General features: G+C 72.0%; 12 protein-coding genes and 1 pseudogene. 6 read left to right on the top strand and 7 right to left on the bottom strand.

Translation table 11 applies throughout. The features are described 5' to 3' along the window. Positions 1 to 181: 181 nt before the first annotated feature. Positions 182 to 823: a hypothetical protein gene (locus ABZ321_RS56945; RefSeq protein ID WP_344503888.1), complete on the top strand. Its 642-nt coding sequence runs from the start codon at positions 182 to 184 to the stop codon at positions 821 to 823. A 79-nt stretch (positions 824 to 902) separates the two neighbouring features. Here the strand turns inward: ABZ321_RS56945 and ABZ321_RS56940 are convergent, their stop codons facing one another. Both ABZ321_RS56940 and ABZ321_RS56935 read right to left on the bottom strand, forming a co-directional pair. After that, positions 903 to 1,385 carry a DUF1269 domain-containing protein gene (locus ABZ321_RS56940; protein WP_344503887.1) on the bottom strand — a complete coding sequence of 161 codons (483 nt, stop codon included), beginning with the start codon at positions 1,383 to 1,385 and terminating at the stop codon, positions 903 to 905. Between the two features lie 592 nt (positions 1,386 to 1,977). Then, positions 1,978 to 2,796: a hypothetical protein gene (locus ABZ321_RS56935; RefSeq protein WP_344503886.1), complete on the bottom strand. Its 819-nt coding sequence runs from the start codon at positions 2,794 to 2,796 to the stop codon at positions 1,978 to 1,980. A gap of 328 nt (positions 2,797 to 3,124) precedes the next feature. Between ABZ321_RS56935 and ABZ321_RS56930 the strand changes: the two genes are divergently transcribed. After that, a complete protein-coding gene (locus ABZ321_RS56930) occupies positions 3,125 to 3,997 on the top strand; it encodes a formylglycine-generating enzyme family protein (protein WP_344504028.1) in 873 nt (290 codons plus the stop codon). 67 nt (positions 3,998 to 4,064) lie between these two features. Further along, positions 4,065 to 6,740: a LuxR C-terminal-related transcriptional regulator gene (locus ABZ321_RS56925; RefSeq protein ID WP_344503885.1), complete on the top strand. Its 2,676-nt coding sequence runs from the start codon at positions 4,065 to 4,067 to the stop codon at positions 6,738 to 6,740. Between the two features lie 328 nt (positions 6,741 to 7,068). Here the strand turns inward: ABZ321_RS56925 and ABZ321_RS56920 are convergent, their stop codons facing one another. The 3 genes from ABZ321_RS56920 to ABZ321_RS56910 form a co-directional block, all read right to left on the bottom strand. Then, positions 7,069 to 7,920: a hypothetical protein gene (locus ABZ321_RS56920; RefSeq protein ID WP_344503884.1), complete on the bottom strand. Its 852-nt coding sequence runs from the start codon at positions 7,918 to 7,920 to the stop codon at positions 7,069 to 7,071. Between the two features lie 332 nt (positions 7,921 to 8,252). Beyond that, on the bottom strand, positions 8,253 to 8,939 hold the full coding sequence (locus tag ABZ321_RS56915; protein WP_354905244.1) for a PP2C family protein-serine/threonine phosphatase: 687 nt from the start codon (positions 8,937 to 8,939) through the stop codon (positions 8,253 to 8,255). 142 nt (positions 8,940 to 9,081) lie between these two features. Beyond that, a complete protein-coding gene (locus tag ABZ321_RS56910) occupies positions 9,082 to 11,838 on the bottom strand; it encodes a LuxR C-terminal-related transcriptional regulator (RefSeq protein WP_354905242.1) in 2,757 nt (918 codons plus the stop codon). Between the two features lie 768 nt (positions 11,839 to 12,606). Here ABZ321_RS56910 and ABZ321_RS56905 point away from each other — a divergent pair. Then, positions 12,607 to 14,835, top strand: coding sequence for a SpoIIE family protein phosphatase (locus ABZ321_RS56905; RefSeq protein ID WP_344503881.1), 2,229 nt, complete (start codon positions 12,607 to 12,609; stop codon positions 14,833 to 14,835). A 5-nt stretch (positions 14,836 to 14,840) separates the two neighbouring features. On the opposite strand, the gene metG is transcribed toward ABZ321_RS56905, so the two are convergent. After that, the gene (metG, locus tag ABZ321_RS56900) at positions 14,841 to 16,604 is read right to left on the bottom strand and encodes a methionine--tRNA ligase (protein ID WP_354905241.1); all 1,764 of its coding nucleotides are present in this window, start codon (positions 16,602 to 16,604) and stop codon (positions 14,841 to 14,843) included. Between the two features lie 108 nt (positions 16,605 to 16,712). Between metG and ABZ321_RS56895 the strand changes: the two genes are divergently transcribed. Next, positions 16,713 to 17,663, top strand: a complete 951-nt coding sequence (locus tag ABZ321_RS56895; RefSeq protein WP_354905239.1) for a hypothetical protein — start codon at positions 16,713 to 16,715, stop codon at positions 17,661 to 17,663. Between the two features lie 152 nt (positions 17,664 to 17,815). Here the strand turns inward: ABZ321_RS56895 and rsmI are convergent, their stop codons facing one another. Continuing rightward, complete coding sequence (rsmI, locus tag ABZ321_RS56890) at positions 17,816 to 18,646, bottom strand: 16S rRNA (cytidine(1402)-2'-O)-methyltransferase (RefSeq protein WP_344504027.1); 831 nt, start codon at positions 18,644 to 18,646, stop codon at positions 17,816 to 17,818. A 29-nt stretch (positions 18,647 to 18,675) separates the two neighbouring features. On the opposite strand from rsmI, the pseudogene ABZ321_RS56885 reads away from it, so the two are divergent. Beyond that, positions 18,676 to 18,978: pseudogene (locus tag ABZ321_RS56885) on the top strand (phospholipid carrier-dependent glycosyltransferase); the annotation flags it as partial.

Genomic DNA, 18,978 nt, shown 5'->3' with positions numbered 1-18,978 from the left:
GGTCTTCCCTCGGCCGATGTGGCTGTTTGCCTTGCGTAGCAACGGTTCCATCGACATCGCTGCACCGGCGCGCCGCGTGCAGGAGGCTCACCCGGATCGGATGACGCGCGGTCACCACACTGGTCGGCAGCGTTCCCGCTATCGCCCGTCGCGTCGACGGGCGGGGAGGGATGAGCCCAGGATGAGCGCGCTTGTCGGTGAGATCGAGCTCCGCGGCGAGAACGGGTTCGAGCTTGCCCTGAGGGGTTACCACCGCGGCCAGGTGGATCGCTACATCGCCACCCTGCAGATGCGGCTGACCACCGTGGAGACGGAGCTTGCCTCGGCGCGCTACCGGGAGCAGCAGCTCGCGGGCAAGGTCGAACGGCTCAACACGCAGGTCCGCCAGTGCACGTGCGGCGACGAGACCTCGAAGGCCGTCGGCGGCCGGATCCAGCAGATGATCGAGCTGGCCGAGCAGGAGGCCGACGACCTGCGCAAGCGGGCCGCCGAGGAGCTCGACGGCGCCCGGACCGCGGGGGAGGCGCTGCTCGCCGACGCCCGCAAGCACGCCGAGGACGCGATCCGCGACTTCCAGACCGCGCTCGCGCAACGTCGCTCGGAGGAGGCCCGCGCCGAGCAGGCCCGCCGCGTGCAGTGGGACACCCGCCGCCAGCGGCAACGCGAGGCGGCCGAGAACCTCCTGGCGTCGACCCGATCCATCGGTGCCGAGAGCCTGCAGACCACCAAGAAGTTGCTCGACGCCCTGTCCGAGCAGCACGCCAAGTTGACCGCGGAGGTCGAGTCCGCGGAGAAGGAGATGGCCGACCTGCCGAATGCCTGAAGACGTTCTGCCCCGAGACGCCCGGTGGTCCACAGTGGACCACCGGGCGTCACCGTCTCCGGGGAGAGGGGAAGGGGGTTCAGACGAAGACCTCGTGCAGGTGGTCCTCCTGCTCCTTGGACAGGTTGGTGTGCAGGAGCTTCGGCCGGTCGCCGGCGAACGCGTCGCGGACCTTGTCGACCACGACGTCGGTGGTCAGCACGAACAGCGCGGACGTGCCCGGCTGGATCTCGTCGCGGGTGCGCTTGATGAAGTCGTCGTCGATGCCGACGTCCCTCAGTGAGCCCGCGATGGCGCCGGCGGCCGCGCCGACGGCCATGCCGAACAGTGGGATGAGGAAGATCAGGCCGAAGAGCATGCCCCAGAACATGCCGCCGAGCGCGCCCCGGCCGGTCAGGTTGTGCATCTGCCGGGTCTTGGGCTTGCTGGCGCCCTCCTCCCAGGAGACGGTCGCGGCGTCCTCGATGTTCACCAGGCCCTGCTTCGCGAGGCCCTGGAGCTTCTCGGCGGCGCGGGACGCCCCCTCGGGGGTGTCGAACTTCCAGACGGTCAACGTGGCCATGGTCGTGCTCCGTTCCGTGAGTCGGGCATTCCTTGACGAGCGTCGCTGCGCTGGACGTGCCCGGCCCCACCTGTGCGGAGTGACGATGTGCCCGCTGGCCGATCACCCCACCGGGGTGAGGACGCATCACTCTGACAGCCAGCAGGATTCCTGCCATGAACGAACTGCGGGCGGCCCTGATGGTGACTGCTGCACCGTCGATGACGGTCCGCCCGTTCCCGCCAGCCGCGGGCGTCACGTCGTCGGTGGTCCCCGGCGTGACGACCCAGCTGGGGCGTCAGGTGAACACCGTTGAGCAGGGGGTACTCAACGGGGCAGGACGAGCGGTGAACACGGCCCGCATCCTGCGCACTGGGCGCTCTTCAGCGAGGGCGGCGGGAGCCGATGGGTGGGCGGCTGATCCGGAGGAGGCCGCCCACCCATCGCAAGTCACACAGCAGGCCCGATAAGACGTCTGAACACTGAAGGACGGCGCGAGAGGCGCCGACGCGCTCCCAGGCCCGCGTCGGCGCCTCAAGCGTTTCCAGACACAGAACTGGGTGGCTGCCACGGGGGCAGCCACCCAGTTCTTTTCTGTGTGCCGCGCGGTCCCTCAGATCACGCCGTGGTCCGAGGTCGGTGCGGCGTGCCGGGGCGGGTCGGACGACCACCGGGCCGTCTCGTCGTGCCGGGAGTGCGCGCCCGGCCCGCCGACGTCGCCGTACCGCGGCGGCTGCGGTGCCTCACCGGTCGCGGGCATGTCGCCGTGCCGGCCCGGCTGGCTCGGCTGGCTCGCCTCCGCCGCGCTGTGCGCGCCCTCGTTCGGCCGCGCCGCGGGGCCCGGCCGCCCCGCCTGATACGGCCCGCTCGGTGGGTAGGGCCCCACATTCGGCCCGTACGCCGCCGACCCCGACGTCTGCGCGGCGGGGTGGTGCGGTGAGGTCGGCGCGTTCATCGGGATGCCGCTGCCGTGCCCCTGGTAGTCCACCGCCTGGTAGTCCCGGTCGGCCGCCCGGTGGCTCGCCGGGGCCGGCGTGACGGCGGGAGGCATGGACTCCGACCAGTGGACGGTGAGCGCGAAGAGGACCACCACGCTGAGTGTGATCATCAACAGCGACCACACCGGGTATGCGCCGAGCCAGCCGACCTGGATCACCATGTGCACCGCCACGATGGCGATCGCCGCCACCCGGGCGACGCTGTTGCGGGACAGCAGCCCGATCCCGGCGGCCAGCATCAGCCCGCCGAAGACCAGCATGAGGATGCCCCAGCCGGTCAGGTTCACCACGACGAGACTGTTGTTGTCGATGAACGCCACCTGGTTCTGCAGCAGCGTGACGAGTCCTTCGAGCACGTTGAGGAGCCCGATCACGACGAGCATGACGGCCGCGAAGGTGACCCAGCCGAACCACACGGCTCTGCTCTTGGTCATGGCCACTGTGTTCCTTCCTCTGCACGAGCGGGGCACCGGCAGGAGGCAGGGTCTGGCAGGTCTGACCAATGAGAGCAGGTTCGTCGTCCGGCCGCGGCGGACAAGAGAGGAGGCGCCGCGGCCGGATCCGGCGAAGCTCGTGTGGCGACCTCCCTCCCTTGCGGAAATTGCGAACCGGTGCTTTTGAGCCGATCGTTCGGGGCGACCGGATGACCGGACATCACCCGGCCCGTGTGAGTTGGATCGCCCGTCCATCGATGGACCGCCCGTCACCCGCACCGGGTGAGGACTTCTCACCCGGCGGCGCAAGCACAATGCGGTCGTGGAGATGGCCTGGATACCTGGTGGCGCGTTCGCCATGGGTGCGGACGGCTTTTATCCGGAAGAGGCGCCGGTGCGCAAGGTCACCGTCGACGGCTTCTGGATCGACTCGCATCCCGTGACGAACGCCGAGTTTGCCCTGTTCACGACGGAGACCGGCTACGAGACGGTGGCGGAGCGGCAGCCGGAGGACGAAGGTCAGCCCGGCTCGATGGTGTTCGTACAGCCGCCCGGACCTGTGCCGCTCCGCGACTGGCGGGTGTGGTGGGAGTTCCGCCCCGGCGCGTCCTGGCGACATCCGTGGGGGCCGGACTCCGACATCCGGGGCCAGTCGGCGCACCCGGTGGTCCACGTCGCCTACGAGGACGCCGCGGCGTACGCCAGGTGGGCCGGCAAGGACCTGCCGACCGAGGCGGAGTGGGAGTTCGCCGCCCGCGGCGGGCTCGACCAGGCGATCTACCCGTGGGGTGACGATCCCGAGCCGGGCCGGGCCAACATCTGGCACGGCATCTTCCCGTGGCTGGACCGCAGCGACGGCGGCCACGGCACCAGCCCCGTCGGGGCGTTCGCCGCCAACGCGTACGGCCTCTTCGACGTGGTCGGTAACGTGTGGGAGTGGACGTCGGACTACTACCGGTCCGGAAATGCCAGATTCGACGTGGGTGACGATCCTCTCCAGCCCCAGGGTGAGATCGCCGACAACCCGCGGGTGGACACCCCGGCAGGGGCGGCCGTCTATGCGAGCCGGGTCGTCAAAGGCGGCTCCTACCTGTGCTCCACCGGCTATGACCACCGGTTCCGCCCCGCGGCGCGACAGCCGGAGGCGGTCGACAACGGCAGCTGTCACGTCGGTTTTCGTTGCGTTCGCCGACTCGGGTGAACACGCACTGTTATTTGTTCACCCCCTACGGGTGAGGCGACCTCACCTTTAATCGCCTCACAATCCCGTGGTCATCCGCCGTGCTGCGGTGGGTGGGAGGGGGCGAAAAACGTTGGGGCAGAAAACGCTCGTTGACACCATCACCCGTCCCGCACTGCACTTCGCAGTGCCTGAGCCGCCCCGCTATCACGTGCCACGACCGCGTCTTCTGGACGCATTGGATCGTGCGGTGGCGGGGCATTTGACATTGATCTCCGCTCCGGCGGGGTGGGGCAAGACCACCCTGTTGGCAGAATGGGTGGCGGCAGGGCGATCTCCCTGGCCGCTGGCGTGGTTGACCGTCGAGGCACACCACGGCCCACGCTTTTGGGAACACGTGCTGGGTGCGGTCGCGGCGGCCACCGCGGAGCACCAGGTCACCGCGGCGGCGACCGACGGTGGCGAGGCACTCGACGAGCTGGTCGTGCTGCTGCGGCGGCCCGGCCCGCCGGTCGTCGTCATCCTCGACGACCTGCAGGAGCTGTCCGTCCCGCGGGTGTGGGGGGAGCTGGAGACGCTGCTTTCCCAGGCGGGAGATCGCCTGCGTCTCGTCATCGCCTGCCGGACCGACCCGGCGCTCACCCTGTACCGCTTCCGCATCCGCGGCGCGCTCGCCGAGCTGCGGAACGGGACGCTCGGCTTCACCCTCGACGAGACCGCGCAGATGCTCAACGCGCACGGCGTCCGGCTCGCCGAGTCGGCCCTCGTGGAGCTGCACGCGGTGATGCGAGGTTGGGCGGCGGGGCTGCGACTCGCCGCGCTCGCCGTGCAGGGGCACCCGGAGCCTGACAGCCTGGTGCCCCGTTTCGCGCTGCAGGACCGGGCGCTCGGCGAGTACCTCGTCGGCGAGGTCTTCGACACCCTGCCGGAGGACATCCGCGAGGTGGTCCTCTGCACCTCGGTGCTCGACCAGGTCAGCGCCGAGCTCGTGGAGGCGCTGACGGGCCGCGTCGACGGCGCCCGCATCCTGGCACAGCTCGAACACTCCAACCTGTTCGTCGTGCAGGGCAGCGGCAACGCCGGCATGTACCGGTGCCACCCGCTCTTCGGTCTCATGTTGTACGACGAGCTGCGGCACCGCCGGCCCGAGCAGGTCCGGCAGCTGCACCGCCGCGCCGCGGACTGGTTCGCCGCGCACGACTCGCCGGCCGACGCGCTGCGGCACGCGCTCGCGGCCCGCAACTGGGGCCAGGCCTCCGACCTGCTCGCCGCGAGCTGGCAGGAGCTGGTGCCGGGGGCGCGGCTGCGGACCATCAAGGAGCTGGTCCCGCCGCCGCCGCAGGAGGTCCGCAACGACCCGCGGCTGGCCCTGGCCTTCGCCGCGGAGCGCCTGGACGCCAGCGACCCGCAGGGCACGGAGACGTTCCTGCACCTGGTCGACCGCTCGCAGCACACGCTGGTCGAGTCGGCCCGCACGGCGTTGCAGCCCATCGTCGACAGCTTCCGGATGGCCGAGGCGCACCAGTCGGGCAAGCCCGAACTGATCCTCGCCACGGCGCCGCAGCTGCTGCGCGACGACATGGGCCTCGACGACCAGGACACCGCGCGGATGCGGGCGCTCGCGCTCGTCGCCGTCGGCGGCGCGCGCCTGCTGCAGGGCGACCTGGGGGCGGCGGAGCTGGCGCTCACCGAGGCGCTCAACCTGGCCCGCCGCTGCGGCGGGATCCAGTCGCAGCTGGCCGCGCTGCGGCAGCTCGCGCAGCTCAACGCGACCCGCGGGCGGCTGACGGCGGCGATGCGCTACGGCAAGGAGGCCCTGGCCCTCGCCGACCGCGAGGGGCAGACGCAGGGCAGCGACGTGGTCTGGGCGCAGCTCACCGTCGCCGAGGTCTGCTACCTGCAGGCCAGGGTGCGGGCGGCCGAGCACTACCTGGACCGGGCACTGGACGGCGGTGGTCTGGCCGACCCGGGCCTGGTCGCGGTCGCCACGATGTCCCGGGCACACATCCGGGCCGCCGCCGGCGACGCCAGGGCCGCCTGCACCGAGCTGGCCGCGATCCGGCGGCAGCTCGCGGACTGGCGGTACACGCCCCGGCTCCAGCACTGCGTCACGCTCGCCGAGGCGGAGCTGCGGCTCGCCGCCGGCGACGTGGAGGCGGCGAAGCGGCTGCTCAACCTGGAGCCGGTGGATCTGCTGCAGCCGTGGCTGGGTGTCGTCCGAGCGAAGGCCGCCCTCGCCGAGCGCCGCCCCGCGGCGGCCCTCGGTGCGGTGCAGCCGTTCCTGGAGTACACCACCGGCTCGCTGGTGTGGACGGTCGACGCCAACCTCACCTGCGCCCGCGCGCTCCGCGCGCTCGGCGACCGGAGCAAGGCCGGCCGGGCCCTCGAGCAGGCGCTGCGCTGCGCCGAGGACGAGGGCATCCGCTGGCCGTTCGTGGCCGGCGGCCAGCCGGTCCGGGAGCTGCTGGTGACCTACCTGCCGGCGGGCAGCGGTTACCGCGGCGTCGCCGAGGACATCGCCACCGAGCTCAACGGCTTCGGCCGCCCGGCCGCCGCGGCGGGCGAGCTGGCGGAGCCCCTCACCGAACGCGAACTGGCCGTCCTGCGCTACCTGCAGGGCACCCTGTCCGCGGGCGAGATCGCCTCGATGCTCTACGTGTCCGTCAACACGGTGAAGACGCACATGAAGAACATCTACCGCAAGCTGGGGGTCGGCAGGCGGCGAGAGGTGATCGAACGGGCCCGCGAGCTGAACCTGCTCTGACAGGACAGCTCGCCGGCCATGGCAAGCGGCCCCCGGGGAATCCCCCGGGGGCCGCTGCTTTGTGCCGTCCAGTTCCCGGGACGGGCCCGCCCCTGTGGCGCCGTCCGGCCTCCGGTGCGGCCGCCGCTGTGCGCCGTCCGGTTCTCGGAGGGCCGTCGCTTCGCGTCGCGTCGTCCCGGCCTCCCCCGAACGGCGCTGCTCCGCGCCGTTCGGTCTGCGGGGCGGGACCACCGGCGGACACCGTACGGGGACACCCGAACGGACACAAAACAGCGGCGGCGCCCACTCCATTGGGGGCGCCGCCGCCGTCGGCGGTGGGGTGTTCGAGTTACTGGGTGACGTAAGGGCGGGCGCCGATGGCGGCCAGCTCCTCCGAGATCTCCTCGTCGTCCTCGACCATCACACCCTCGATGATCGCCGTGTCCGCCTGCGCGGCCATGAGCACCGGCAGCGGGTCCATGAGCGGGTCGAGGGAGGCGCACTGCACGGCGATGAACGAGTCGTCCATCTCGTGCACCGGCTCGGCGACGATCATCGGGACGGTGGCGTGCCCGACCGCCCGGACCCACACCTGCGGCGAGTCGAGGTCGATGACGTCGACGTCGGTGCCCACCGGAACCCTGCCGACCGCGGGCTCGAGCTCCTCGACGATGTCCACCAGGATCACGTCCTCGTGGCGCACGATCGGCCGGCCGGCCTTGTGGCGGCCCCGGTACCGGTCGTTGCGGCTGTTGCGCCGCAGCGCCAGCTTCGTGACCGACGCGATCGGCGCCTCCTCCGGCTCAACGCCGGCGGCGGCCGCCCTGCCCTTCGGCACGGTCAGGACGAACAGGATGATCACGTCGAGCGTGATCATCAGCAGCGACCATGCCGGGTACGCCCGGAGCATGGCCAGCTGCGAGATCGCGTGCAGCGCCACGATGCTGACCGCGACGGCCCGGGCGCTGGTCTTGCGGGCGCGCAGCGCGAACCCGGTGACGCCGAGGAGCACGCCGAGGGTCACCGTCGCGGTGGCCCATGTGGTGGCGCTGGTGAACGCCACGTCATTCCTGTTGAACCCGATACCACCGCTGGCGAACCCCACCAGCAGCCCTTGCGAGACGTTCAACGTGCCGACGAGCGCGAGCATCGTCGTGCCGAACGTGGTCCATTCCTTCACCACACCGCCGCCGCTGTCCATCCGCCGTACTCTCCCTACTGCCTCTGCCGTGTGCAGGATCGGTTTCAAGTGGGAAACAGTCCGGGAATACGTGTGGGCCGTGCCGGCCCCGGTCGAAACCAGGACCGGCACGGCCTATCTCCCCCGTTGTTTCTCTGTTCCCCCCGGAACAGGCCCGGATGGTCGTTCCGGACGCGCCGCCCGCGCGCCCGGAACGTCCACGTCGTGCCTGGGGAAGATGATTCGAGGGAGGCGGGTGATCAGGGATCACCCTCGATGGGTGAGGCGCCGGAGGAACCGGGGAGCCGCTCCGGGTGGGGGCGCCGCGGATGGGGGAGCCGCCGCGGGTGGGGCTACCAGGCCACGGGCTCGGCGGCCAGCAGGCAGGCGTCGTCGTCGAGGTTGCCGCGCCAGGCCATGTCCAGCACCCCGTCCAGCGCGCGGTCCAGGTGCTCGGCGGGCGCGGACGCGCGCATCGCGGCCCGGACGTCGTCGGCGAGGCCCTGGACACCCTGGTCGATGGCCTGGTCGCGGCGCTCGACGACGCCGTCGGTGTACATGAAGAGCAGCTCGCCGGGCTCGATCCGCACGGCCGCCTGCGGGTACACGGCGCAGGGCTCGACGCCGAGCGCCATCCCGGGCGGCTGGCGCAGCGGCCCGACGCCGTCCGTGTTGGCCCGCAGGATCGGCAGGTGGCCCGCGCGGGCCCAGACGAGCATCCGGTCGGCGGGGCGGAACCGGCCGCAGACCGCGGTGGCGAGGACCGTCGCGCGGCGCCGGCACAGCATCCGGTTGAGCGCGGCGAGGATCACGCCCGGCTCGTCGCCGGCCAGGGCCAGCGCCGTCATCGACGCCCGCAGCTGCCGCATGGTGCCGGCCGCGTCCGGGCCGTGGCCCATCACGTCGCCGACGGCCAGCAGCACGTCGCCGCCCGGCAGGGCGGTGCCGAGGAACCAGTCACCGCCGACCCCGGCGATCCTGTCCGCCACTGCGTACCGCACGCCGACCCGCACGCCGTTGACCGCAACATCCGTCGTCACCACGTCACACCCCTGAGGCCTACGTCGGTCGGCGGCGGGAACACCGGCGACCGCCCATATCGTGGCCCTCACGGCCGGGTGGGTGGCTCGCCCGCAGAGGGTGGTTGGCGGAGGTGCCGGTCCCACACTGGCGGGTGAGGCGTCAGATCAGGCTGAGCTCCCGTGCCCGGCGCACCGCGTCGCGCCGCCGGCTGACGCCGAGCTTCCTGTACACGTGCCGCACGTGCGTCTTGACGGTGTTGGTCGACACGCTGAGCACCGCGGCGATCTCCGCGACCGACAGCATGCTGCGCAGGTAGAGCAGGACCTGCGCCTCCTTCTCGGTGAGCGGGTCGGGCATCGGCTCCCCCGCGGGCGCGGACCAGGCCGCGAGGCCGTCCTGCGCGGCTGAGGACGCAGCAGGGGACGCGACTGGGGACGCGACTGGGGACGCAGCAGGGGACGCAGCAGGGGACACGGGGGCCGCCGCGAGAGGCTCGGGGTCGGCGGGCTCCGGGTCGCGCTGCCGGGGTGGGGTGAGCACCGGCGGCGACGCGAGGACCTCCGCGATCCAGCCGGCGTGCCCGTCGAACGGCCGGCGGATCCCCTCCGGGCCGGCCATCCGCAGCGCCTGGTCGATCTGCTCCGACGCGCCGGCCAGGTCGCCGAGCTGCCGCAGCGCCTGGGCCAGTTGCACCGTCGCGGAGACGGCGGTGACCAGCGACCCGGGCCCTTCGTCGAGGATCCGCTCGGCCACCTGCGCGGTGGCCGCCGGCCGCCCCTCGGCCAGGTGCAGGCGGCCGAGCGCCAGCAGCGGCTCGTCGGAGCCGGGCCAGTGCCGCAGCGCCTCGGCGATGACCGTGTGCGCCTGGTCCATCCGGCCGTCGAGCAGGCACAGGTCCGCGTGCAGCGCCCGCACTGTCACGTCGGCGTAGCGCGGCATCACGCCCGCACCGGTGTCCATCAGCGGCTCGAGCGCCTCCAGCACGCCGGCGTGGTCGCCGCGGTCGAAGAGCAGCAGCGCCAGGGCGATCGACCCGCTGACCCAGCCGTTGGGGTCGGGGACCGCGTTGGCGTTGACGCTCTCCTCGATGTGGAAGCGGGCCTCGTCGAGCTGGCCGCGTTCCCGGCACACGGTGGCGAGCACCAGCCGGGCGTAGCTGATGTTGCGCGACTCGGCGATCCCCGCGTCGCGGCAGCCGTCGAGGACCCGCCGCGCGCAGGCCGCCGCCGCCGACAGCCGGCCGCGGCTGAGGTGCGCGACCGCCCGCAGGCGGTTCGCCTGCACGGTGAGCAGGTTGAAGCCGGACTTGCGGGCCAGGTCGGCGCCGCGCTCCAGCTCGGCGTCGGCCTCGTCGAGCCGGCCACCCGCCACGGCCGCGCCGGCGAAGGTCAGGTGTGCCACGGCCCGCGCCGCGTCCGCGGAGTCCGCGAAGACGTGCTCGCCCGCGGCGTCCTCGGTGCGCTCCAGCAGGCGCACCGCGGTCTCGTGGGCACGGTCGGGGTCCTCGGTGGCGGCGGCCTCCGCGAGCCGCATCGCCGCGAGGAGCTCGGCCTGCAGAGTCCCTGGCGCCTCGCCGAGGCCGCGCTCGCCGAGCCGGATGAACGCCGACATGCCGACCATGTCGCCGGTGTCGCGGCACGACAGGGCGAGCGCGAAGGCGAGCATCGGCCGCTCGGCGATGTCGTGCGGCGGCTGGGGCCCGTCCCGGGTGGTCAGCGCCCGCGGCCCCGAGCCGGCCAGCTCCGGCCAGTACTGGAGGAACAGCCGCTCGGTCGAGACCCAGTCGCCGCCCGCGATGGCGTGCGTCAGGGCGTCGCTGGGCAGCCCGTTCGCCGCGTACCAGCCGGCCGCCGCCCGGTGCAGGGCCCGCTCCTCGGCGAAGGACAGGGTGGTGCGCAGCTCGGCGCGCAGCATCGCCCGCAGCAGCCTGCGGTAGCGGTACCAGGAGTGCGAGCCGCCGTAGAAGCTGGCGAGCGAGTTCGCGCGGCTCATCTGGGCGAGCAGCCGGGCGCCGCCGCGGCCGCCCGTGAGCGCCTCGACCAGGCCGGGGCAGACCGTCTCCAGGATCGAGGTCCGCAGCATGACCTCGCGGATCTCCGGGTCGAGGTGCTGCAGGATCTCCCGCCGGACGTACTCGCTGAGCCCGACCTCCTCGTTGAGCCCGGCCTCACCCAGGATGATGTCGGTGACCAGCCGCTCCGGCTCGTGCCGGCCGACCATCGCCGACAGGATCACCGCGACCGCCGCCGGCCAGCCCTCGGTCACGTGCCAGAGCGCGTAGCGGAAGTGCTGGGCGAGGCGCACCCCGTAGCCGTCGGCGAGGCCGGTGACCTCGTCCTGGGTGAGGGCGAGGTGATCGGTGCGCAGCTCGTTGAGCTGGCCGCGGACCCGCCACCGGTAGAGCGACAGGGGCGGCTCGGTCCTGGCGAGGATGAGGAAGCTGATCCGGTCGCCGAGGCGGGTGATGAGCCGCTCGAGCCGCCGCAGCACGGTGTGGTTGGCGACGTGGTGCAGGTCGTCGAGGACGACGACGGCGCGCTCGTAGTGGTGGGCGTTGCTCCACGCGTAGGTGGCCGGGTCGACGGCGATGCCGGCGGCGGTGAGCGCGTTCGTCAGCTGCCGCCATGCCCCGGCCCCGCAGTTGGCCTCGAACCGCACGTACGCGGCGCGCCCGGGTGCCCGGCCGGCGGCGATCCACGACGCCACCAGGACGGTCTTGCCCCAGCCGGTCGGTGCGCACAGCAATGTCACGGGGTGTGACACCGCGGCGTCGAGCTGCTCCATGAGCCGGTCTCGCGCGAGGTGTACCGCCGGCAGCTCGGGCGCGTCGCCGCGCCGCTCGGTGGCGGGTGCCTCGGTCGGCCGGATCGGCCCTGTCCAGCTGCGGAACCGCTCGGCGGCGTCGTTGTGCGCCAACTTGTCAAGAGTGCTCTCGCGTGGACCGCCGTGCTGGCTGCTCTGCACCGTCACTCCCGGGGACGCGTTTGAGACGTGCTGGGCGACCCTTCACCGAGGGATGGAATTCGTCGGAGAACCGACGCCGACCACCATAGATCTCCACGCGTCCGGAGGGGAGACCCCATATTTGGCTGCTTCGATTGTAGGAGTACAAACATTGACGAACATCTCATGATTGAGCGTTCTATTCATAGATACCCCCCAATTAATAGCGGCACCTTGTCGTACAGCGGGTGTGCGAGCGCTGGGGTGATACATGGCATTTGTCCAGTTTTGCTGTCCGTGTCAGTTCTAACGGACAGTCTTCGGGGCTACACAGCGTGAGCCCTGGTTTGGAGGAGTCGCGCGGCGCTGTGCGGGGGTGTGGGGAATGGTCCGGTTCGACCGGAACCGGACCCTTCACGCGTGCCTTCTTCGATCGTCCCTGGTGCCGCGGCGGCATGTCGACACGCTTTTTACTCATGTGGGTGTCTGTAGCTACTCATAGAGACGTATGACATCGATGTTTTTTACGGAGAATTACAACGATGTCATCAACGACACTCCTCATCGCGATCGGGCTTTTCGCTCAAACCCGTGCCATTCTGCAAGTTGCACATCGCAGGAACCGGCATTGGGGGCAAACCGGGCGCGCTGCGTGACCGATCCGCGGTTGGGACCATTGCGCCCGGGGCAGGTTGTTGGTTTGGATGGTTCGTCCGTGAATGTGCCAAGACCGGAGGCCCGGTGTACGACCTCAACAGCCTCTCCCTGAGCGAGATCGTGCGCTGCGGGACCGAGGTGCGTGCGGTCGCGGCGAAGGGCGACGACCTTTCCGGTGCCCTGTATGACGTCGCGGAGCTGCTTCACGAGCGCATTCGGGACGGTGCCGCCGGCCCGTCCGCCTTCTCCTGGCTCCGCCTGGCCGCGGGAGAGACGATCGTCACGACCGCGCCCGCCGGCGTCCTTCCGGCCGGAGGGTGGGGTGCGACGGGCGACTGGCGGGCGCCCGGTGCGATGCCCGCGGGGGTGCAGCTGCGCGAGGTCGACGACGATCCGGTGCGGACCGTGCTGGCCGTCGGCTGCGCCGGCCACCACCTGCTCGCCGGCGTCACCGTCCGGCTCGACCAGCAGACCGCCGACCTGTTCGAGCTGATCGTCCTCAACCTCCGGATCGGCCTGCACCGCCACGCCGACCCAGGGGACGCCGCCGCCCGCGAGGAGGCGTACGGCGACCTGCTCGGCGCCGTGGAGCGGGCCGCCGAGCGGCAGGCGGCCCGGCTGGAGCGGACCGTCGCCGAGCTCGCCGACGCCGCCGCGCGGCTGCGCCGCAGCCAGCAGGAGCTGCGCGAGCGGGAAGGCCGGCTGCGGGAGGAGACGAGCCTCGTCGAGGCGCTGCACTCCGTCGGCACCGAGCTGTCGTCGGAGCTCGACGTCGACCGGGTCGTGCAGCGCGCCACCGACGTCGCGACCGGCCTCACCGGCGCGGCCTTCGGCTCGTTCTTCTACAACGTCACCGACGAGCTCGGCGAGTCGCACCAGCTGTACTCGCTGTCCGGGGTGTCCAAGGAAGCGTTCGCGAAGTTCCCGCTGCCGCGCAACACCAGCGTGTTCGACCCGACGTTCCGGGGCGTCGGGTACCTGCGCAGCGACGACATCAGGAAGGACCCGCGCTACGGGCACAACCCGCCGTACACCGGCATCCCGTCGGGGCACCTGCAGGTCGTGAGCTACCTGGCCGTGCCCGTCGTCTCCTCCACCGGCGAGGTCCTCGGCGGCTTCTTCTTCGGCCACCCGCAGGTCGCCCGGTTCACCGAGCGGCACGAGCGCCTCGCCGTCGGCATCGCCGCGCACGCCGCGGTCGCGCTCGACAACGCCCGCATGTACCTGCGCCAGCGCGACGCCGCCGTCGAGCTGCAACGCAGCCTCCTGCCCAGGATCCCGCGGGTGGACGGGATGGAGGTCGTGTCGCGCTACCTGCCGGCGGCGAAGGGCGTCGAGGTCGGCGGCGACTGGGTCGACCTGGTGCCGCTGTCCGCCGGCCGGGTCGCCCTCGTCGTCGGCGACGTGATGGGCAAGGGCATCCGCGCCGCGGCGGTGATGGGGCAGCTGCGCACGGCGATCCGCTCCTACGCGTCGCTGGACCTCGCCCCCGGCCAGCTCATGCGCCAGCTCAACACGCTGCTCGCGGCCGACGACGACACGCAGATGGCGTCGTGCGTCTACGCGGTCTACGACCTGGTGCACGGCACGCTCAGCTACGCCAACGCCGGCCACCCGCCCGCCGTCGGCGTCCTGGCCGGCCAGCCGACCCGGCTGCTGACCGGGCCCGTCGGGCCGCCGCTCGGGACGGCCGACTTCCCGTACACCGAACAGGTCGTCGCGGTCCCCCCGGGAGAGGCGCTCCTGCTGTACACCGACGGCCTCATCGAACGGCGCGACCGCAACATCGAGGACCGGCTCGCCGACCTCCAGGCACGGATCGCCCTGCACCCGCGACCGACCCTGGCCGCGATCGACGACCTCGTCGCCGGGATGGTCGACCCGGCCCATCACGAGGACGACATCGCGGTCCTCTATGTCCGGCAGCCGCCGACCGAGGTGCCGCTGACCGCGGTCGCGGCCTACCCGGCGGTGGCGTCCGAGAGTCGCGCGGCCCGCCGCTTCGTCCAGGAGACCCTGCGCGGGTGGGACGTGCCCGGCGAGCGCACCGACACCGCCGTCGCGGTCGTCGCGGAGCTCTTCGCCAACGCGGCGACCCACGCCCGCACCCGCCACGTCGAGCTGCGCCTGCACCTGCTGCCGGCCCACGTCGCGATCGAGGTGTTCGACCAGGACAACCGGCTGCCGTTCCTGATCGAGCCGACCTTCGACGACGAGCACCACCGCGGCCTGCAGATCGTCCGCGCCAGCTCCGACCGCTGGGGGACCCGCGCCGTCGCCGACGGCAAGATCGTCTGGGCGGAGATCCCCTAGCGCGGTCAGCTCTGCAGCCGGGCCAGCTCCTCCTCGACGATCGACTCGTCCAGCTTCTTGAACACCGGCGTCGGCGCTGACAGCGGCGTGCCCGCGACGATCGCCTCCGGCACCCACGTCGCGCCGTCCGTGTAGTCGCCCGTGAGGATGGGGTACGTGAGGCCGTTGTCCAGGTCCTCCACGTCGACGATCCGCGGCATGGGCGCGTGCACGCCGGTGCCGCCGAGCAGCTCGTGGATCTGCTGGGCCGCGTGCGGCAGGAACGGCGTGAGCAGCGTGTTGCAGTCGCGCACCGCCTGCAGGGCGACGTGCAGGACGGTGCCCATCCGGGCCTTGTCCTCCTTGAGCTTCCACGGCGACTGGTCGGAGAAGTACTTGTTGACCTCGCCGACGATCCGCATCGCCTCGGTGATCCCGGCCTTCTGCCGGTGCTTGGCCAGCAGGTCGCCGACGCTGCCGAACCCGGCGCGGACCGCCTCCAGCAGCGCGGTGTCCTCGGCCGTCAGCTCACCGGCGGCCGGGATCTCCCCGAAGTTCTTCGCGGCCATCGAGATCGAGCGGTTGACCAGGTTGCCCCAGCCGGCGACCAGCTCGTCGTTGTTGCGCCGGCGGAACTCCGACCAGGTGAAGTCCGTGTCCGTCGCCTCCGGGCCGGCGACCGCGATGAAGTAGCGCAGGGCGTCGGCGTCGTACCGCTGCAGGAAGTCGCGGACATAGATGACGACCCGGCGGGAGGAGGAGAACTTCTTGCCCTCCATCGTCAGGTACTCCGACGACACGACCTCGGTCGGCAGGTTGAGCGCGCCGAGCGAGCCCGGCTTCGGCGCCGAGTAGCCCAGCAGGATCGACGGCCAGATCACCGAGTGGAAGACGATGTTGTCCTTGCCCATGAAGTAGAACGCCTCGGAGTCCGGGTCCTGCCACCACTTCCGCCACGCCTCGGGGTCGCCGCTGCGGCGGGCCCACTCGACCGAGGCCGACAGGTAGCCGATGACCGCGTCGAACCAGACGTAGATGCGCTTGTCGTCGCGGTCGCGCCAGCCGTCGAGCGGGATCGGCACGCCCCACTCCAGGTCCCGGGTGATCGCGCGCGGCTGCAGGTCGGCGATGAGGTTGCGGGAGAACTTCAGCACGTTGGGCCGCCAGCCTTCGCGCGTGTCGAGCCAGGCGTTGAGCTGCTCCGCGAACGCGGGCAGGTCCAGGAAGAAGTGCTCGGTCTCCACGAACTCCGGCGTCTCGCCGTTGATCTTCGATCGCGGGTTGATCAGCTGGTCGGGGTCGAGCTGGTTGCCGCAGTTGTCGCACTGGTCACCGCGGGCGCTGTCGTAGCCGCAGATCGGGCACGTGCCCTCGATGTAGCGGTCGGGCAGCGTCCGGCCCGTCGACGGCGACCGCGCGCCGAGCGTCGTCTTGGCGATGATGTACCCGTTGTCGTGCAGGCCCTGGAAGAGCTCCTGCACCACCTGGTAGTGGTTGCCGGTCGTGGTGCGGGTGAACAGGTCGTAGGTCAGGCCGAGCCCGTGCAGGTCCTCGACGATCACGCGGTTGTACCGGTCGACGAGCTCGCGCGGGGTCACCCCCTCCGCGTCGGCCTGGACCTGGATCGGGGTGCCGTGCTCGTCGGTGCCGGAGACCATCAGCACGTCGTGGCCGGCCATCCGCATGTAGCGGCTGAACACGTCGGAGGGCACTCCGAAGCCGGACACGTGACCGATGTGGCGCGGCCCGTTGGCATAAGGCCAGGCGACCGCGGCGAGAACACGACTCATGACCTGAAAGCGTAGTGACCCGTCCTGACCTTCGGCGAACGGATAGTTTCTCCCGACACGCTAGGGGACGTCCGAAATCTCCGGTATGACCCGTTGTCCAATGAAAACGTGAGCGAAGAAGCGTGGTGGCGGGGCCAGGCCGCCGGAATCCCACCGAAACCAGCCGACGGCTTCCCGCTGTGGCCGACCACGTCGACCACCACGGTGCGGGCGCCGGTCCACGACGAGCCGGGCACGGACCTGGTGCCGGCGGCCGCGGGCCTCGCTCCCGATCTCGTCGACCCCGCGGCGCACGACGCGGGGGCGACCGCCGTCATCGAGCACCTCCAGCAGGCCACCGCCCAGCTGGAGGAGACGGCGACGCAGCTGTCCTCACTGTCCGGCGGCGAGCAGCCGTCCGGCGAGCAGCCGTCCGGCGAGCAGCCGTCCGGCGAGCAGCCGTCCGGCGGGCAGCCGTCCGGCGGGCAGCTGTCCGGCGCGAGCGACGCGTGGCCGCCGCCCGCGATGCGGGTCATGCGCCGGCCACGCGACGCCGCCCGCACCTCCCCGCCGCCGGTCCGCCTGCCGCGCAAGCCCAAGCGCCTGCGCAGCCCCGCGGCCGGCCTGCTTGCAATGCTGCTGATCGCGCTGCTGGCCGGCTTCTTCGCCTGGACCAGCGCCGAGCCGTTCTTCCTCGACATGGGCCAGGGCGAGGCCGGCCACGCCCAGGTCACCCGCTGCCGTGGCGACGGCGTCCTGCGCCGGTGCTACGTGACGTTCCAGCCCGACAAGGGTGCCGCGGTCGCCGGTGTACCCCTGGTCGGCGCCGACGAGGCTCCCGGCGCGGTCCTCGACGCCCGGATGCGCGAGGGCGGGCGGATCGCGTACGCCGGCAACCCCATGGGGCTGCGCGTCCGCTGGACCGTCGGCCTGGCGCTGATCCTGCTGTGCGGCGCCGCCCTGTGCTGGGCCACCGGCGCCGGTCGCCTGGGCCGCCTCCGCACCCGCCTCGCCGCCTACGCCCTCACCGCCGCCGCCCCGCTGGTCCTGGCCCTCGGCGTCCTCGTGAGCTCCTACTGACCCCGTCGCTGCCGCCTCGTGATCCGGAAGACTTCGTGTCGCTCTGGCAGCACGAACTCTTCCGGATCACGGCGGCGGGCGCACTCGTACACGGGGCGTCGCGTGATCCGGAAGACCTTGTGCGGTCGTGGCTCCGGATCGCGGCGGAAGTTTCATGCGTGAGCGGCGGCGTAGACCTCGCGGCGGGGGAGGCCGAAGCGGGTCGCCACCTCGGTGATCGCGTCCTTCTTGGACGTGCCGGCGGCGACCAGTGCGGCGACCGAGGCGGACAGCGCGGCGTCGGAGGGACGTTCCTGCGGCACCGCCGGCGCCCCGCCGACCACCAGGGTGATCTCGCCGCGCGCCGATTCCGCGTCCTCGGCCAGCTCGCCGAGGGTGCCGCGGCGGATCTCCTCGTACGTCTTGGTGAGCTCGCGGCACAGCGCCGCCGGGCGGTCGGCGCCGAAGGCCGCGGCCAGGTCGCGCACGGTGTCGCCGACGCGGTGCGGGGACTCGAAGAAGACCAGGGTGCGCGGCTCGGCGGCCAGGGACGCGAAGTACGTGCGCCGCTCGCCCTGCTTGCGCGGCGGGAACCCCTCGAAGCAGAACCTGTCGCAGGGCAGCCCCGACACCGCCAGGGCCGTCGTGACGGCGCTCGGGCCCGGGGCGGCGCTCACCGGTACGCCCAACGCCACCGCGGCCCGGACGAGCCTGAACCCGGGGTCGGAGACGCTGGGCATGCCGCCGTCGGTCACCACGGCGACGGTCGCCCCGGTGGCGAGCAGGTCCGCGAGCTCGGGCGTGCGGCGCTCCTCGTTGCCCTCGAAGTAGGAGACGAGCCGGCCGCCGATCGTCACGCCGAGGTGCTGGGCGAGGCGGCCCAGCCTGCGGGTGTCCTCGGCGGCGACGACGTCGGCGGAGGCCAGGACCGAGCGCAGCCGGGGCGAGGCGTCCTCGGGATTACCCAAAGGAGCTCCGAGCAGAATCAATGGCACATGTGCGATGGTGGCATCCCACCGCCTACGATCGCGCAATGACCTCGGTGCTGACCGACGCAAGCGAGACGCCGCCGCCGGCGGCGGAGCCGTCCTGGGATGGAACCGCCCACCCGGTCGCCGACGCGGTGCGTCGCCGGCTCGCCCGTCCCGGACCCGCCACCCCGGCCTTCTGGCTGGCGGCGATCCTGGTCACCGCGATCGGGCTGCTCCTCCGGATGGTGAACCTCGCACATCCAAAGGAGACGATCTTCGACGAGGTCTACTACGCCAACGAGGCGTGGGACCTGCTCCAGCACGGCGTCGAGTGGAACCCCGAGGACAACACCCCGCAGTACGTG

Source organism: Dactylosporangium sp. NPDC006015 (assembly GCF_040614215.1).
GTDB classification, from domain to species: Bacteria; Actinomycetota; Actinomycetes; order Mycobacteriales; family Micromonosporaceae; genus Dactylosporangium; species Dactylosporangium maewongense.
This window is presented reverse-complemented; position numbering and strand designations above follow the sequence as displayed.

Excerpts from the sequence above, each read along its gene's own strand:
- ABZ321_RS56940 (WP_344503887.1), bottom strand. The coding sequence starts at position 1,385 with ATGGCCACGTTGACCGTCTGGAAGTTCGACACCCCCGAGGGGGCGTCC.
- metG (WP_354905241.1), bottom strand. The coding sequence starts at position 16,604 with ATGAGTCGTGTTCTCGCCGCGGTCGCCTGGCCTTATGCCAACGGGCCG.
- ABZ321_RS56945 (WP_344503888.1), top strand. The coding sequence starts at position 182 with ATGAGCGCGCTTGTCGGTGAGATCGAGCTCCGCGGCGAGAACGGGTTC.
- ABZ321_RS56935 (WP_344503886.1), bottom strand. The coding sequence starts at position 2,796 with ATGACCAAGAGCAGAGCCGTGTGGTTCGGCTGGGTCACCTTCGCGGCC.
- ABZ321_RS56930 (WP_344504028.1), top strand. The coding sequence starts at position 3,125 with ATGGCCTGGATACCTGGTGGCGCGTTCGCCATGGGTGCGGACGGCTTT.
- ABZ321_RS56920 (WP_344503884.1), bottom strand. The coding sequence starts at position 7,920 with ATGGACAGCGGCGGCGGTGTGGTGAAGGAATGGACCACGTTCGGCACG.